Below are 16,534 nucleotides of genomic sequence, written 5' to 3' on the forward strand. Positions count from 1 at the left end.
GAAAAATCAAATACTTACGCTCGAGGCTCGCTCCTCTAAAGTGAGCGCTGAGGAGATATGTGCAAGGAAATGGATTACAACCACCATGGATTGGAAAAATAAAAATACATGGAAAACCTAACAGCAATCGCATAAAACATAAAAGGGACACCCATTTACCGTTGACGCTCCCAAAGCGCTCTCCTACGCTTCTCCCAACACCCCCTGCGGAGATGCCCCATGACTCGTCCCCGCGCCGCGCTCGTCTCCCTCTCCGATACGCCCTGGTATCACGTCGTCACGCGCTGCGTGCGCCGGGCGTATCTCTGCGGCTTCGACCGGTTGACCGGGCGGAGCTTCGAGCATCGGCGCGGGTGGGTGGAGTTGCGGGTGCGACAGCTCGCGGGGGTGTTCGCGATCGATGTGGCGGCCTATGCGGTGATGAGCAATCACGTGCATCTGGTGGTGCGGGTGGATGCCGATCGGGCGGCGGGGTGGTCGGATACCGAGGTGTTGCGGCGCTGGCGGTGTCTGTTCCGGGGACCGGTGGTGGTGGAGCGGTTCCTATCGCCTGTGACGCGGGCGGGGATGACCGAGGCGGATCTGGATGGGGTCGCAGGGTTGGTTGCGACCTATCGGGCGCGGTTGGCGGATCTCTCGTGGTTCATGCGGGTGTTGAACGAGTCGATCGCGCGGGCGGCGAATCGGGAGGACGGGGTTCGGGGTCGGTTCTGGGAGGGGCGCTTCCGTTCGCAGGCGATCCTCGACGAGACGGCGCTGTTGGCGGTGATGGCCTATGTCGATCTCAACCCGATTCGGGCGGGGATCGCGGAGACGCCGGAGAAGAGTGCGCATACCGGGATTGCGGCGCGGATCGCTGCGTTGCGGGCGGGTGATGATGGCGCGGCGAACGGGCGGCCTCTCGTCGTGGCGCCGTCACCCGATACGGCAAGACGAGCACCGCCAGACGTCCATCCCGGCTCGCAACGTGCACTCCCTGCCCAGGAGACCGCGACGACCGAGACGGATGACACCCCGCCAGCCACGCACCCGCCCTCACCAGCCGTGACCGATCACGCCGACAGCTCGCCAGAGGCCCGCAGCACCAATCTCTGGGAAGCTGTACTCGACCGCCTCCCCCCTGCCCCACTACTGCCCTTCGGCAACCCCGCCGAGGTCCCGGCAACGATCCCCTTCACCTTCGACGGCTATCTGACCCTGGTCGACTCGCTCGGTCGCGCCCTGCATCCGCGCAAGCGCGGGGCGATCCCGGCGGAGCTGCCCGACATCCTCACCCGACTCGGCATCGCGCCGGAGCGCTTCGTCGAGCACGCCGGTTTCCTGCTCAAGGGGTTTGGCGCCGCGATCGGAGCGCCGGAGCGGCTGACCGCGCTCGCGGCACGGCGGGAGTGTCGCTATCTGCGCGGAATGACTCGCGCCAGGCTGCTATTCGGCCTGCCCCGGCAATCACGCCCTCATATGGATCAGCTGGCATAGCCATAGCGCTCAGCAGCGGGGCCGGTCAGCTCAGCAATCATCGACAACTCTGAATCGTTGAAGTCGGGATGATAGTAGGTTGGCTCGGCCAGGCGTTGCATATAGCGGGCCTTGGTCTTGACGAAGGGTTCGGGATCCAGTTCGCAGCACTCCAGCAGGCGATCGATCTGGCTTGCGGAGTCTCGACAGAGATCCTCGTAGCGCAACACCAGCGAGCGCGCAGCGAGGCCCTTGTCGGCCTGGAGTCTTGCATCGATGTCCAGATAGACCGCATTCCAGTAACGGGCACACGCCTGCACGACCTGCCCGGCCCGCCACGCCTCTGAGATCTGTTTGACGAGGCCATCATCACCAAGATTGATGATGGACCTTGCCGGACCGAACTCGCGATGACCAAGACCACAGAGATAATCCTGCCAACGCGGATCCTCGTCATTCAGCTCATTGAACAAACGGTCCTGCTTCAGGTAGGACGCGACATGATGGACAGGATCACGGATGACGAAAACAAACCTTGCGTCCGGAAACAACTTCGAGAGATAGCCAGTACGGCTGAAATTGTAGTTGTTCTTGGTCAGATAACGACAGGCGCCGCGGCTCAACAGCATCTTCTTGATGTGGTTGCGATAGAAGCGCTCGAAATCCGGATGATGGGTCTTCTCATCGAGAACCGATGAGCGTGATTCATCGTGGATGGCGGGAAAGAAGGTCGTCCAGAAGATTTCCTCGACCACATCAGGACTGGTGCGAGTCACGGTCAACTTGTCCTTGTGCACGCGTTCGAAGCGGCGATCCTCTCCCAGGGGCACCAGCGGGTAGATCCGATCCAGCCAATAAGGCAGATAGGGCTGTGCGTATTGATAGTTGCGATGACTGGCCACCACGGGGTGTTGGGCCAGCATCTCCAGGAGGATGGTCGTACCCGATCGAGGCAGCCCGGTGATATAGATGGGCTTGACGATATCGACCTGCTCCAGCCTGGACCGCAATAGCCGGCTCTCGATCTTGCTCAATACGCGATAGAACGGCGTCATGGTTCGCCGAGTGCGGGTAAAGAAGAGTACCGACGCAGGGATTTTATCCATAACGACACCCATGACCGATCGTTACCCAAGAGTGATGGAGGCGGGCTCGCGGCAACACGGCGATGGCGCAACAACATCCGTACCCGCACTGGAACGAGACCTTGGCGACAGGCGACAACGACTTGGCCAGGGGATGGGTTCCGCCCTGGCAAGGCTCGCGATCGACGCGGTAGCACCGATCCGCTTCAGACGGCGTGTCCTTCAGGCCCTCGGACGAACACGATTTTCAGGCGCACACAGAAACACGCCGAGCGGCGCGCCAGGGTAAGCAGCAGACACTCAGCGCACATCGAACGAGATGATGCAGCTCGCGCGCCCCTGGCCTGTGCTCGTTGAGAGAATGGAGCGTGATCGACAGGGTATCAATGATCAGGGTTGATCATGCCGCACGCACAGCACCCGGATGCGATCAGGGCCGTCGGGGCTCCCTGCCCCAGCAAACACTCACCAGTCGATGGCGGTGGCGTCTCTGAAGAACCCGCCACTCGGACCATCGTCGGGCAGGGTCGCGGCCCAAACGATGCCGCGGGCACCCTCCTCGATCGAGCGCTCGGCCTGAGGTCCGCCCATCTCGGTGCGCACCCAACCCGGACAGACGGAGTTGACCTTGACCCCGGTCTCGGCCAGCTCGGCGGCGAAGATGCGGGTGACGGCGTTGAGCGCGGTCTTGGAGATGCGATAGCCGGGGATGCCACCATCCATCGCGGCAAGCTGGCCGAGGCCGGAGGAGACGTTGACCACGCGTCCCCGCTCATACATCAGGGGAATCAACGCCTGGCACAATAGCAATGGGGCCAGAGTATTGGTTTCGAGACCACGCCGCAGGGAATCGACATCGGTCGAGAAGACCCCTTCGGCCCCGGACCCTGGCGGCGGATCGGGGAAGATACCGGCATTGTTGACCAACACGTCGAGCCGACCAAAGGTGTCGCGCACAAAGTCGGCCAACGCCTGGATGGAGTCGAGGTCGGTGACATCGAGGACGTGGAAACGCACGTCGAGCCCTTCGGCACGCAACGCCGCGGCGGCGGTCTCACCGCGATCGGCACGCCGCGCAGTGAGCACCACACGATAGCCCTGACCAGCGAGTTGACGACAGACCTCGTGGCCGAGGCCGCGATAGGCGCCGGTGACCACGGCGATGGGTGAGTCCGACATCGGTCTTGCTCCTTCGGTTGACAAAAAACGCTAGGGGAGGTGGCAACGACGCGCCAGCGGCCATGCGTTGTCCCGTGACGACGGCCGACGCGGGCCGACGCAGCCACACAGACCACACCTCTCGCCGCCGCCATCACGCACACTCGGCCCGGCCGCCCCATGGGGCCTGATTTGGAATCGGCCCTTGAGTCCTTTACCTTAGGGTAAGCGGTCGTCCTCTGCATCCATTCCTCCACGACCGGAAGCATGGACGCCGAGACCATCGCACCACGGGCGTTTCGTCTTGCCCGCGCGCATCATCGGACGGTGCGCAACGCGGATGCCCTCATGGCCCCGTCCCGGCGCGTGGACGCGGCATGAGCGATCCGGAAACCGTATTTGCGCCGGCAAGTGCGCTTTCCCGATCCATCCGTCGTCCATCTATCACCTCCGCACATACGCCGCACCCAGGTGGGGGACGCCACCTGCCGCGACGACCGCGGCCACGGGCACGGCGTCGAACTCGAAAGGGTCCGAACGACGATGTACATCCTATTACTCAGTATCCACGGCCTCATCCGCGGTCATGACCTCGAACTCGGACGTGATGCCGACACCGGCGGCCAGACCAAGTACGTGGTCGATCTCGCCCGCGCACTGGGCGAACGCGACGACGTCTCTCAGGTCGACCTGGTCACCCGCCTGGTCCGCGATCCGGCGGTCAGCTCCGACTATGCCGAACCGATCGAGCCACTCGACGACAAGGTGCGCATCGTACGCATCGAGGCCGGCCCCGACGAATACATCCCCAAGGAACAGCTCTGGGATCACCTCGACAGCTTCGTCGACAACCTCAGCGCCTACCTCCACGGCCTCAACCGCTGGCCAGACATCGTCCACAGCCACTATGCCGACGCCGGCTATGTCGGGGTGCGGTTGGCCAACCTGATCGGTGCCCCATTGGTCCACACCGGTCACTCGCTCGGTCGTGACAAGCGTCAGCGGTTACTCGCCAGCGGGCTCGACGGCGCCGAGATCGATGCCCGGTACAACATGGTGCGGCGCATCGATGCCGAGGAATCGGTCCTGGCCACCGCCGACCTGGTGATCACCAGCACCCACCACGAGATCGAGGAGCAGTACCAGCTCTACGATTACTACCAACCCGAACGCATGCAGGTCATCCCACCCGGCACCAACCTCGACCAGTTCCATCCGCCCGTCCCCCAAGACCCCGAGCCCACCTTCGCCGCCGAGATCGAGCGCTTCCTCGACGACCCCGACAAGCCACTCATCCTCGCCCTCTCCCGCGCCGATCACCGCAAGAACATCATCGCCCTGGTCGAGGCCTACGGCGAGTCCCCAGCGCTACAGGCGCGCGCCAATCTGTTGGTGATCGCCGGCAACCGCGACGACATCCGCGAACTCGACGAGGGCGCGCGCACCGTGCTCACCGACCTGCTGATCACCGTCGATGCCTACGACCTATTCGGCAAGATCGCCATCCCCAAGCACCACACCCCCGATCAGGTACCGGAGATCTACCGTCTGGTGGCCCGCTCCGGCGGGGTGTTCATCAACCCCGCGCTCACCGAGCCCTTCGGGCTGACCCTGCTCGAGGCCGCCGCCACCGGGCTACCGCTGGTGGCCACCGAGAACGGTGGTCCGGTCGACATCATCGGCAACTGCGACAACGGTATCCTCGTCGACCCGCTCGATCGCGAGGCGATCGCCGCCGCCCTGCTCGAGATCCTGGAGGACCGCAACACCTGGCGGCGTTATTCGCGCAAGGGCCTTGCCGGGGTGCGCGAGCACTACTCCTGGCAGGCCCACGCCGCCGCCTACCGACAGCGTATCGAGCCGCTGGCCGAGCAGCGCGAGCCCCTGCCCGATACCCCACCGATGCGCCGCAGCATGATCTATCGCGACCGCGCGCTGTTCACCGATCTCGACCAGAGCCTGCTCGGCAGCCCCGAGGGGGTAGAGCGCTTCGCCGCGATGATGCGTGCCAACCGCCGCTGCTCCAACTTCGGCATCGCCACCGGGCGTCGGCTCGACTCACTGCTCACCGAACTCAAGCGCCACGGCCTGCCGATCCCCGACGTACTCATCACCAGCCTCGGCACCGAGATCCACTACAGCGCTCGGCTGGTCCCCGACAGCTACTGGCAGGAGCACGTCGATCACCTGTGGAAGCCCAAGGCGGTACGCCGCGCGCTCGCCGACATCCCCGGACTGATCCCGCAGGCGCGTGGCGAACAGAGCCGCTTCAAGATCTCCTTCCACTACGACCCCACGATCGCCCCCTCGGTCGAGGAGATCGCCACCTTGCTGCGCACCCGCGAGCTGACCGTCAACGTCGTCCACGCCTTCGGTCAGTTCCTCGACATCATCCCGACCCGCGCCAGCAAGGGACAGGCGTTGCGCTACGTCGCCCACCGCTTCGGCATCCCGCTCGAGCACGTGCTGGTGGCCGGTGGCTCCGGCGCCGACGAGGATATGATGCGCGGCAACACCCTGGCGGTGGTGGTCGCCAATCGCCATGACGAGGAACTCTCCCAGCTCGAGGAGATGGACAACATCTACTTCGCCGAGCAGGCCCATGCCCTCGGCATCATCGAGGCGGTCGAGCACTACGACTTCTTCGGTGCCTGCACCATCCCCAGGGAGACGCCGGAGACGACCGAATCGAGCTGACCGAGCCTTGTTCGCCCCGGCACGCCGGGGCCGCATCACTCCGACGCGACACGCCCGCCCCGCGACCATGGGGCACCACCGCGTTCGCCACCCGAAGCATCCCGTGGAGGCCCCGATGAGCAGCCCGTTGCTGCTGTGCACCGATCTCGATCGTACCCTGATCCCCAACGGCGCCGAGCCCGAGTCGCCCAGCGCCCGCCCCTGGTTCCGCCGGCTGGCGGCGCTGCCCGAGGTCACCCTCGCCTACGTCAGCGGCCGCCATCGCGCCCTGGTCGAAGCGGCCATCGCCGACTACGATCTGCCGATGCCGGATTATGTGGTCGGCGACGTCGGCACCAGCATCCACGCCATCAACGCTGGACACTGGCAACCACTGCCCGAGTGGCAGCAACGCATCGGCGCCGACTGGGACGGCGCACAGGCCGCCGCGCTGCGGCCACTGTTCGCCGATCTCGATGTCCTCAGCCCCCAACCCGATGACCGCCAGGGTCGGTTCAAGCTGAGCTACTTCACCCCGGCCCGCCTCGATGTCGAGTCGCTACGCGCACGCATGCGCGCGCGACTCGAGGCGCGCGGCATCCGCGCCAGCCTGGTGTGGAGCGTCGACGAGGCGGCCGCTTGCGGGCTGCTCGACCTGTTGCCGGCCAACGCGACCAAGTACCATGCCGTCGAGTTCTTGATGCAGCGGCTCGGGCACGATGCCACGACGACGGTGTTTGCCGGCGACAGCGGCAACGACCTCGAGGTCCTGGTCAGCGCGATCCCCGCGGTGCTGGTGGCCAACGCCCACGCCGAGGTACGTGCCGCGGCACGACGCGACTGCGTCGATCCAGCACGGCTGTATTGCGCGCGTGGCGGCTGGCAGGGGTTGAACGGCCACTACGCGGCCGGAATCCTCGAAGGGGTGGCACACTTTCGCCCCGACCTGGTCGAGCGTCTGCTCGTGGACTCGGAGGCGGCATCCGTGCCGCCGGACCCGTGAACGTATCCCTCTAGCGAGGAGCCCGTTATCGTGCACACATCGCCACTCTGTATCTTCGGCGAGGTCTTGTTCGACCACTTTCCCGACGGTCGTCAGATCCTCGGCGGCGCCCCGTTCAATGTCGCCTGGCACCTCCAAGCCTTCGGCGCCGACCCGCGCTTCATCAGCGCCGTCGGCGCCGACGCCGAGGGCGCACGGGTCCGCACCGCCATGGCCGACTGGGGGATGAACACCGTCGCGCTGCAGACCGACCCCGCGCACCCCACCGGGCGGGTCGAGGTCAGCCTCGAGCACGGCGAGCCGAGCTACGACATCGTCGCCGACTGCGCCTACGACCACCTCCGTCCCGTCCCCGACCCCGGCCGTTGCGGCCTGCTCTATCACGGCACCCTGGCGCTGCGCCACACCGATGCCCAGGCCGCGCTGGCAGCGACTCGCGCCGCCGGGGTCGACCAGGTCTTCGTCGACGTCAACCTGCGCGACCCCTGGTGGTCGCGCGAACAGACCCTGGCCCTGATCGAGACGGCCCACTGGGTCAAGCTCAATCACCACGAGCTCGACCAGCTCGACACGGGCCCTGCCGATACCCCGCTGCCACAGCGCGCGCGCGCCTTTCTCGAACGTCACCAGCTCAGTGGGCTGCTGGTCACCCTTGGGAGCGACGGCGCGCTGGGGCTCGGCGTCGACGATGCCCCCGTCCATGTTGCCCCCCAGCCGACACAGGAGGTCGTCGACACCGTCGGCGCGGGCGATGCCTTCGCCGCGGTGACCATCCTCGGGTTACTCCAGGACTGGCCACTGCAGACCACCCTCGAGCGCGCCCAGGCCTTCGCCTCGCGCATCGTCGCCCAGCGCGGCGCCACCGCCGCCGACCCCGAGCTCTATCGCCCCTTCATCGAGCGCTGGGGACTCACCACCTGAGCCCAGGCCCCCTTTCGTCCGTCCGGGTGGCCACACCCCGGGCGGACGCCCCGTCCATCTGGAGCATGCATGTACGAACAGGTTTCACACGCCCTGCTGAACGACATCCTCGATGCCTTCAGTCACCGGGTCAGACGTGAGGACCTCCGGCACTTCTATACCCGCCTGGGGGCGAACTTCTACGCCATCCACTCGCTGTTCGGGCATCTCTACGGACACCGCCAGGACTTCAAGGAGCAAATGGTGCGGCTCACCGAGCGCTTGGCGCAGGCCTATGTCGAGCGCCCGGCGCCGCTCAAGGCGCTCGACATGGTGCGCGAGGCCGACCACAACTGGTTCCTCGATCAACAATGGGTGGGGATGGCGCTCTATGCCGACGGCTTCGCCGGCAACCTGCCCGGGCTGATCGAGCGCCTGCCCTATCTGCAGGAACTCGGGGTCAACATGGTGCACGTGATGCCGATCCTGCGCTGCCCGCAGGGGGCAAGCGACGGTGGCTATGCGGTGAGTGACTTCCGCGACATCGACCCACGCATGGGCACGGTCGAGGACGTGCGCGCGCTCGGCGCACGAATGCGCGAGCACGGCATGCTGCTGACCCTCGATGTGGTGGTCAACCACACCTCCGATGAGCACGACTGGGCACGGCGCGCGCGCGCCGGCGAGCGCGCCTTCCAGGACTTCTACTACACCTTCCCCAACCGCGACGTGCCCGACATGTTCGAGGCGACCCTACCGGAGATCTTCCCCGAGACCGCGCCGGGGAACTTCACCTGGGACGCCGAGATGCAGCGCTGGGTGATGACCGTCTTCAACAACTACCAGTGGGATCTGAACTACGCCAACCCGGCGGTGTTCATCGAGATGCTCGACATCATCCTGTTCTGGATCAACCAAGGCGCCGACATCATCCGCCTCGACGCTGTGGCCTTCCTGTGGAAGAAGATCGGCACCACCTCGCAGAACGAGCACGAGGCGCACCTGATCCTGCAGCTGATGAAGGACTGCTGTCAGGTGGTGGCACCGGGACCGCTGTTCATCGCCGAGGCGATCGTCTCGCCCTCGGAGATCATCAAGTACTTCGGCGAGGATGCGGTGATCGCCAAGGAGTGCGAGATCGCCTACAACGCCACCTTCATGGCACTGCTGTGGGACGCGGTGGCAACCAAGAACGCCAAGCTACTCAACCAGGGCATCCAGAGCCTGCCGCACAAGCTCGATCGCGCCACCTGGCTGAACTACGTGCGCTGTCACGACGACATCGGGCTTGGCTTCGACGACGCCGACATCCGCGCCAGCGGCTACGACCCCTATCACCACCGACGATTCCTGATCGACTGGTTCACCGGCGTCTACGCGGGCTCACCGGGACGCGGCCGACCCTTCGGCGTCAATCCCAAGACCGGGGACGCGCGCATCTCCGGGGCGCTGGCCTCGCTCGCCGGGCTGGAGACGGCGCTCGAACGCGGCGATCAGCAGGCCATCGACCAGGCCGTCGACCTGATCCTCACCCTGCACGCGATGATCCTCTCCTTCGGTGGCATCCCGCTGATCTGGTACGGCGACGAACTCGGCACCCTCAACGACAACTCCTTCCTCGAGGACGCCACCAAGGCCGGCGACAGTCGCTGGATCCATCGCCCGCGCATCGATTGGGGACGCGCCGAGCGCCGCCACCAGCCGGGCACGATCGAGCAGCGGATCTTCGACGGGCTGAGGCGGTTGATCGAGGTGCGCAAGCGCACCCCGGCATTCGCCGACTTCAACAATCGCGAGCTGATCGAGGTCGCCAACCCCCACCTGTTCGTCTTCCTGCGCACCCACCCGACACTGCAGAGCGGCTCGGTGCTGGTAGCGGCCAACTTCGACGCCAACCCACAGTTCCTCGATTTCGACGTGCTCAACCAGCGCGGACTGTTCCGTCAGGGCCAGATCGAGGACCTGATCACCGGCGAGTCACCGGCGCTGTTCAACAACCGCATGGTGATCCCGCCGTTCCACTTCTACTGGCTCACCAGCCAGCGCGCTCGCGCCCAACTCTGAGCCGGGCCGCTCAGTAGCCCCAGCCACCCGGATGGGGATGAGGCCCCGGGTGGTGTGGCGGGTAGGGCACCGGCACGCCACCATGCGGCGGATAGGGCGCAGGAGGCGGTGGGTAATAGCCCTGGGGCGGATACCAAGGCGCCGACGCCGGACGCGGCGGTGCGGTCGGAGCCGGGGGCGACATCGCGTTCATGTCTGTGGGCGAGGACACCGCGGCGCCACCGTTGGCCTCCTCCGCGACAGGCACGCCATCCTCTGCAACGATATCATCGACCACGTACGCAGCCGGGGGCATCTCATCCCCTGTGGGCTGGTCGCCGCCCGCCCCCACCGAGACCTCGACATCATCGGCAGCGACGGTCGGTGATGCGGTCTCGGCTGCCAGCTCCCCCCCGACGGACGCACTCACGGCCTCCGTCTCCGGCACGGCGCCGGCGCTCGACGACAGCTCGGGCGCCGCGGTCTCGACGGCAGGCTCGGCGCTCGCCGTCCCCTCGGGGCCGGCGTGTCCCTCCTCGCCGAGCACACCGGCAGCGGCCCCCACTGCGCCGGGCGCCGGCGGGACGACGGCGCTCGTCGCCTCCTCGGGGGCCAAGCGCTCAGCGGCGGCGACCGGGTCGGTCCGGTCCGGTCCGGACTCAGCGGGTCCGGGATCGACAGGCGATGGGGCGGGGGCGGGCGACTCCCCCCCCGGTTCAGCCAGCGGGGCGTGTACCACGTGACCGATCGGTGCCAGCGACGGCGCCTCACCGCGCGGCTGCGTCCACCACTCGGGATGGAAGTCGACCAGATAGACGTAGACACCCCCGAGCAAGGTCGCCACCAATACCGTACGGACCAGCAGCCGCTCCCAATCGAGCCGGCGCAGGCGCATGAACAGACTCCACAACTGTTTCATCATTCTCACCGCGAGAACCCGGTCGAACGGACCGAGGGGATAGCACCCGCCCGTAGGCGGCCTCTCTCGCTGACCTCCATCGTGATCGACGCTATCTCTGAGATGAATGTGTCCGCCAGCGGCCAGCTGGCTGAGGGGAATTGAACCGCGAAGTCACGCAAGACACAAAGGGATGTGGTGTCCAGTGGCGAGCGCCCAACGTCTCTCCCCCATGCGGGATGCTGCCCGAGAGCACGCCTGACGGGGTGGCGACGGGGCGGACTGCGGCGAGTCGGTGGGCTGAGTAACCGTGCAATGGCGCAACCGCTTGGCGTCGAGGCGGACCTGGCCAGTCACCCCACCAGGCTAGAGCAAGGGGCGGCCCTGAAAACGGGAACGGCGCCAGGGGTATCGAACACCGCCCCCCTGGCCCAGCCTGACCTCGCGACTCGGTCCTCCGGGTTGCTGGTTGCTGATCGCAATGCATCGGCACGCCCTCTACCTTTCGTGGACGGAAGCGTTATCATATAGGGTTTTCCACAATCAAGAGCCTCGAGCAGCCGCCGCCATGACCAACCCTCCCCAGACAGGTGCCTCCATCTTCTTCGACGTTCTCGCCGACCTCGGGGTCGAGCACCTGTTCGGGCACACGGGGGGCGCCATCATCCCGCTACACGTCGAGCTCAACCGGCGCATGCGTGATGGTCGGGCCGCCCCTCAGTTCATCCTCTGTCGCGAGGAGGGCGGGGCCGGGCATGCCGCCGAGGGCTATGCCCGCGCCAGCGGCCGGGTCGGTATCTGTATCGTCACCTCCGGGCCGGGCGCGACCAATCTCGCCACCCCGATCGCCGATGCCCACAAGGACTCGCTGCCGACGCTGTTCATCACCGGCCAGGTCTCCAGCGGCGCGATCGGCTCGGACGCCTTCCAGGAGGTCGACACCGTCGGCATGACCCGGCCGATCTCCAAGCACAACTATCTGATCAAGGACGTCGCAGATCTCGAGTGGGTGCTGCGTGAGGCCTATGCCCTGGCCACCAGCGGCCGCCCCGGCCCGGTGGTGATCGATCTGTGCAAGGATGTCCAGCTCGCTACGCGCACCACCACCAATCCGGCCCGGGCCCGTCACCGCGAGCAGCCGGCCTTCGACACCGCGCGCGCCGATGCCATCCTCGAGGCTTTGGCCTGCGCCGAACGCCCGGTGATCAAGGCCGGCGGCGGGGTGATCCATGCCAATGCCGCCACCCGGCTGGCACAGCTTGCCGAGCGCTTCGAGGCGCCGGTGACCACCACCTTCAACGCCCTCGGCGCCCTGCCCTTCGAGCTGCCTCACAATCTCGGCATGCCGGGAATGCACGGCACCATCCCGGCCAACTATGCGCTGCACGAGGCCGACTTCATCCTCAGCCTCGGCGGTCGTTTCGACGATCGAGTGGCGGTCAAGGGCTTCGGCGCCGGCAAGCGCATCGCCCATATCGACATCGACCCCTCGGAGATCGACAAGACCATCTCCAGCCACCTCAACCTGGTGGCCGCGATCGATGTCTTCCTCGACCACGCCCTCGCCACCACCCGCTCGGCCCGTCACCCCGAGTGGATGGCACAGATCGCCACCTGGCGCGAACAGATGCCCAAGCCCTATGGCGAGGGTGACTACATCAAGCCGCAGGCGGCCATCGAGGTGATCTCCGAACTCACCGAGGGCCTGGCCACCGTCTCCACCGGCGTCGGTCAGCACCAGATGTGGGCGGCGCAGTACTACCGCTTCCGTCGTCCGCGGCAGTGGATCAGCTCCGGCGGTCTCGGCACCATGGGCTTCGGCCTGCCGGCGGCGATCGGCGCCTGGTACGCCGACCCCGAACACCCGGCGGTACTGATCGACGGCGACGGCAGCTTCCAGATGAATATCCAGGAACTCGGCACCGTGGTCGCCAACCGCATCCCGCTGAAGATGTTCGTGCTCAACAACAGCTTCCTCGGTATGGTGCGCCAGTGGGAGGACATGATGGACGGCGGGCTGCACTACGAGACCTGCCTGGCTCGCAACATCGACTGCCCGCCCGACTGCACCGAACTCGACCAAACCTGCCGCCGCCAGATCCCCAACCTCAGCGGACTCAAGCACGTCTACCCGGGGCTGAAGACGATCCGGATCAAGCATGTCGACGAGCTGCGCCCGGGCATCGCCGAGGCCCTCGCCGAGCCCGGCCCAGTGGTGGTCGACGTGTGGATCGACAAGGCCGAGAACGTGGTGCCGATGGTGCCGCCGGGCCAGGGCCTCAGCGAGATGATCGTCGACTGCTGAGCCCACCGCCCCGGGTTGCGCGCCCGGGGCGGCCCTCTCCCGCACGCCTGCATTGTCATTGCGAATCCTCAGGCTTGAGAGATTCAATCACCAAATTGTTGCACCTGCGAAAAGCGACCTGATCTACTCCTGACCCTGGGTGGGGTCGGCCATGCGTGCCCGTCCCGGGCGTGCGGCGTCCCGCGAGCCTGTGCCCCGATCGACCCAATGGCGGCACCAAGGATCATCGAATCGCCCCTCGTCGCGCGAGGGAGGGAGAGGTAGCTAGGATGAACGAACGCATCGAGGTCGGCGGTCTGCGCATCGCCAAGCCCCTGTACGAACTGCTCCGTGACGAGATCGCCCCAGGCACCGGGATCGCCCCCGACGCCTTCTGGACGGCCCTCGGCCAGGTGGTCGATGACCTGGCACCACGCAACCGCGCGTTGCTCGAGACCCGCGCCCGGCTGCAACGCCAGATCGACGATTGGCACCGCACCCACCGCGACCAACCACACGAGGCCGCGGCCTATCGCGCCTTCCTCACCGAGATCGGCTATCTCCAACCCGAGGGTCCGGACGTCCAGATCGAGACCGACGGCGTCGACCCCGAGATCGCCACCCTCGCCGGTCCCCAGCTGGTCGTCCCGGTGAGCAACGCCCGCTATGCGCTCAATGCCGCCAACGCCCGCTGGGGCAGTCTCTACGACGCCCTCTACGGCACCGACGCCATCGCCGAGGACGACGGCTGCGCGCGCGGCGCCACCTACAACCCCAAGCGCGGCGCGGCGGTGGTGGCGCGTGCCGCCGAGCTACTCGACCAGGCCGTGCCGCTCAATCGCGGCTCGCACCGAGACGCCTGCGGTTATCGGGTGCTCGACGGCGCGCTGCTCGTCGATCTGCCCGACAACAGCCAGACCATGCTACGCGAGCCGACGCAGTTCGCCGGCTCGCGCGGCGCCCCCGAACAGCCCGAGGCGATTCTGCTGGTCAATCACGGACTGCACATCGAGCTGGTGATCGACCGCGACCACCGGGTCGGGCGCGAGAGTCGCTCGGGGTTAGCCGATGTCGTGCTGGAGTCGGCGCTGACCACCATCCAGGACTGCGAGGACTCGGTCGCCGCGGTCGACACCGAGGACAAGATCGAGGTCTATCGCAACTGGCTGGGGCTGATGAAGGGGACGCTCACGGCGCGCTTCGACAAGGGCGGACGCAGCCTCGAACGCTGCCTCGCCGAGGATCGTCACTACACCCGCCCCGACGGCACCGCGCTGACCCTGCCCGGGCGGGCGCTGATGCTGGTGCGCAACGTCGGCCACCTGATGACCACCGACGCGGTGCTCGACGCCGCCGGCGAGGCGATCCCCGAGGGCATGCTCGACGGCATGGTCACCGCACTGTGCGCGCTCCACGACATCCACCCCGAGCACGGCCGGCACCGCAACTCGCGCGCCGGCAGTCTCTATATCGTCAAGCCGAAGATGCACGGCCCCGAGGAGGTCGCCTTCGCCGTCGAGCTGTTCGCCCGCATCGAGGACGCCTTGGGGCTGGCGCGCAACACCCTCAAGATCGGCATCATGGACGAGGAGCGGCGCACCACGCTCAACCTCAAGGCATGCATCGGTGCCGCGCGCGAGCGGGTGATCTTCATCAACACCGGCTTCCTCGACCGCACCGGCGACGAGATCCACACCGACATGGAGGCCGGACCGGTACTGCGCAAGGCGGAGATGAAGCAGGCCGGCTGGCTGCGCGCCTACGAGGACTGGAACGTCGACGTCGGGCTAGCCTGCGGACTGCGCGGACGCGCCCAGATCGGCAAGGGGATGTGGACCATGCCCGACGAGATGCGCGCCATGCTCGAGACCAAACAGGCCCACCCGGGCGCCGGCGCCAACTGCGCCTGGGTGCCCTCGCCCACCGCCGCCACCCTGCACGCGCTGCACTACCACCAGATCGACGTCGCCGCGGTGCAGGCCGAGCTTGCCGCCAACGGTCCCCGCGCCCGCCTCGAACAGCTCCTCGAGATCCCGCTCGGCGACCCCGCCAACTGGAGCGCCGAGCAGATCCAGCAGGAACTCGACAACAACTGCCAGGGTATCCTCGGCTATGTGGTGCGCTGGATCGACCAGGGCGTCGGTTGTTCCAAGGTGCCAGACATCACCGACGTCGGGCTGATGGAGGATCGCGCCACCCTGCGCATCTCCAGTCAGCACCTGGCCAACTGGCTGCACCACGGGGTGGTCGAGCGCGCCCAGGTGCGCGCCGCGCTCGAGCGCATGGCCAGGGTCGTCGATGCCCAGAACGCCGCCGACCCCGGCTACCGACCGATGGCCCCCGGCTTCGACGGCATCGCCTTCACCGCCGCCTGCGAGCTGATCTTCGCCGGCTGCGCGGCGCCCAATGGCTATACCGAACCCACCCTCCACAGCATGCGCCGGCGCTTCAAGGATCAGCACGGAACCACCCCCTGAGCCGCGTCCACCGTCCCGGCACACGCCGGGGCGGAACATCTCCAGTCCGCGCCTACACTAAGTCGATACCGGTCCCGGTCCGCCACCCGCCGCGCGGCCGGCGCGGGTCGCCTGCCACCGACCCGCGGGGAGCCGTCCAGCAAGGAAGCCCATCAGCGACGACGGGCGGCAGCCAACCACCACAGGAGCCAAGCCATGACCGCCACCCAGATCGCCGGTCGCGCGCTGGAGTTCGACAAGAAGGGACACCTGGTGCACTTCGAGGACTGGGACCGCGAACTCGCCGAGGCCCTGGCCGAGGAGGAAGGACTGACCCTCGGCGAGTGCCACTGGAAGGTGATCGAATTTCTCCGCGCCTACTACGCGATGCACGAGATCCCGCCCTCGCCCAAGGTGGTGATCCGTACCATCGGCAGCGAGGTCTCGGCCCATGTCCCCTGCACCCGCAAGCACCTCGAGGCGCTGTTCCCCGGCGGCGGCTGCAAGCAGGCCTGCCGGATCGCCGGACTACCACGCTACTATTGCCACTCCTGCTGATGAGCCCGGGGCGCACGC

At 66.8% G+C, this 16,534-nt stretch carries 11 protein-coding genes; 8 read left to right on the plus strand and 3 right to left on the minus strand.

Annotated elements, in window-relative coordinates; translation table 11 throughout:
• The first annotated feature begins 219 nt into the window (after positions 1-219).
• Positions 220-1,476: a transposase gene (locus HF203_RS00755; RefSeq protein ID WP_168665605.1), complete on the plus strand. Its 1,257-nt coding sequence runs from the start codon at positions 220-222 to the stop codon at positions 1,474-1,476.
• Here HF203_RS00755 and HF203_RS00760 read toward each other — a convergent pair.
• On the minus strand, positions 1,464-2,510 hold the full coding sequence (locus HF203_RS00760) for a sulfotransferase family protein (protein ID WP_168665607.1): 1,047 nt from the start codon (positions 2,508-2,510) through the stop codon (positions 1,464-1,466). The genes HF203_RS00755 and HF203_RS00760 overlap by 13 nt on opposite strands.
• A gap of 495 nt (positions 2,511-3,005) precedes the next feature.
• Positions 3,006-3,719 carry an SDR family oxidoreductase gene (locus tag HF203_RS00765; protein ID WP_168665609.1) on the minus strand — a complete coding sequence of 238 codons (714 nt, stop codon included), beginning with the start codon at positions 3,717-3,719 and terminating at the stop codon, positions 3,006-3,008.
• A 450-nt stretch (positions 3,720-4,169) separates the two neighbouring features.
• Between HF203_RS00765 and HF203_RS00770 the strand changes: the two genes are divergently transcribed.
• The 4 genes from HF203_RS00770 to HF203_RS00785 all read left to right on the plus strand — a co-directional run bounded on the left by HF203_RS00770 (position 4,170) and on the right by HF203_RS00785 (position 10,341).
• Complete coding sequence (locus HF203_RS00770) at positions 4,170-6,395, plus strand: HAD-IIB family hydrolase (RefSeq protein ID WP_343043848.1); 2,226 nt, start codon at positions 4,170-4,172, stop codon at positions 6,393-6,395.
• A gap of 115 nt (positions 6,396-6,510) precedes the next feature.
• Positions 6,511-7,377, plus strand: coding sequence for an HAD-IIB family hydrolase (locus HF203_RS00775; RefSeq protein ID WP_168665613.1), 867 nt, complete (start codon positions 6,511-6,513; stop codon positions 7,375-7,377).
• A 30-nt stretch (positions 7,378-7,407) separates the two neighbouring features.
• Positions 7,408-8,298, plus strand: a complete 891-nt coding sequence (locus tag HF203_RS00780; protein ID WP_168665615.1) for a PfkB family carbohydrate kinase — start codon at positions 7,408-7,410, stop codon at positions 8,296-8,298.
• Between the two features lie 69 nt (positions 8,299-8,367).
• Positions 8,368-10,341 carry an amylosucrase gene (locus HF203_RS00785; protein WP_168665617.1) on the plus strand — a complete coding sequence of 658 codons (1,974 nt, stop codon included), beginning with the start codon at positions 8,368-8,370 and terminating at the stop codon, positions 10,339-10,341.
• Positions 10,342-10,351: 10 nt separating this feature from the next.
• Here the strand turns inward: HF203_RS00785 and HF203_RS00790 are convergent, their stop codons facing one another.
• The gene (locus HF203_RS00790) at positions 10,352-11,239 is read right to left on the minus strand and encodes a hypothetical protein (RefSeq protein ID WP_168665619.1); all 888 of its coding nucleotides are present in this window, start codon (positions 11,237-11,239) and stop codon (positions 10,352-10,354) included.
• 547 nt (positions 11,240-11,786) lie between these two features.
• On the opposite strand from HF203_RS00790, the gene ilvB reads away from it, so the two are divergent.
• The 3 genes from ilvB (at position 11,787) to HF203_RS00805 (ending at position 16,516) form a co-directional block, all read left to right on the plus strand.
• Positions 11,787-13,523 (plus strand): biosynthetic-type acetolactate synthase large subunit, encoded by a 1,737-nt coding sequence (gene ilvB, locus HF203_RS00795; RefSeq protein WP_168665621.1) that lies wholly within the window; start codon positions 11,787-11,789, stop codon positions 13,521-13,523.
• A gap of 269 nt (positions 13,524-13,792) precedes the next feature.
• The gene (locus HF203_RS00800; RefSeq protein ID WP_168665623.1) at positions 13,793-15,979 is read left to right on the plus strand and encodes a malate synthase G; all 2,187 of its coding nucleotides are present in this window, start codon (positions 13,793-13,795) and stop codon (positions 15,977-15,979) included.
• Positions 15,980-16,174: 195 nt separating this feature from the next.
• Positions 16,175-16,516, plus strand: a complete 342-nt coding sequence (locus HF203_RS00805) for a TusE/DsrC/DsvC family sulfur relay protein (RefSeq protein WP_168665625.1) — start codon at positions 16,175-16,177, stop codon at positions 16,514-16,516.
• Positions 16,517-16,534 lie beyond the last annotated feature (18 nt).

This window comes from Marichromatium bheemlicum (assembly GCF_012276755.1).
Lineage (GTDB): Bacteria > Pseudomonadota > Gammaproteobacteria > Chromatiales > Chromatiaceae > Marichromatium > Marichromatium bheemlicum.

What these genes read in the sequence shown, in the direction of transcription:
- HF203_RS00800 (WP_168665623.1), top strand. Translation starts at nt 13,793, where the DNA reads ATGAACGAACGCATCGAGGTCGGCGGTCTGCGCATCGCCAAGCCCCTG.
- HF203_RS00755 (WP_168665605.1), top strand. Translation starts at nt 220, where the DNA reads ATGACTCGTCCCCGCGCCGCGCTCGTCTCCCTCTCCGATACGCCCTGG.
- HF203_RS00775 (WP_168665613.1), top strand. Translation starts at nt 6,511, where the DNA reads ATGAGCAGCCCGTTGCTGCTGTGCACCGATCTCGATCGTACCCTGATC.
- HF203_RS00785 (WP_168665617.1), top strand. Translation starts at nt 8,368, where the DNA reads ATGTACGAACAGGTTTCACACGCCCTGCTGAACGACATCCTCGATGCC.
- HF203_RS00760 (WP_168665607.1), bottom strand. Translation starts at nt 2,510, where the DNA reads ATGACGCCGTTCTATCGCGTATTGAGCAAGATCGAGAGCCGGCTATTG.
- HF203_RS00805 (WP_168665625.1), top strand. Translation starts at nt 16,175, where the DNA reads ATGACCGCCACCCAGATCGCCGGTCGCGCGCTGGAGTTCGACAAGAAG.
- ilvB (WP_168665621.1), top strand. Translation starts at nt 11,787, where the DNA reads ATGACCAACCCTCCCCAGACAGGTGCCTCCATCTTCTTCGACGTTCTC.
- HF203_RS00790 (WP_168665619.1), bottom strand. Translation starts at nt 11,239, where the DNA reads ATGAAACAGTTGTGGAGTCTGTTCATGCGCCTGCGCCGGCTCGATTGG.
- HF203_RS00765 (WP_168665609.1), bottom strand. Translation starts at nt 3,719, where the DNA reads ATGTCGGACTCACCCATCGCCGTGGTCACCGGCGCCTATCGCGGCCTC.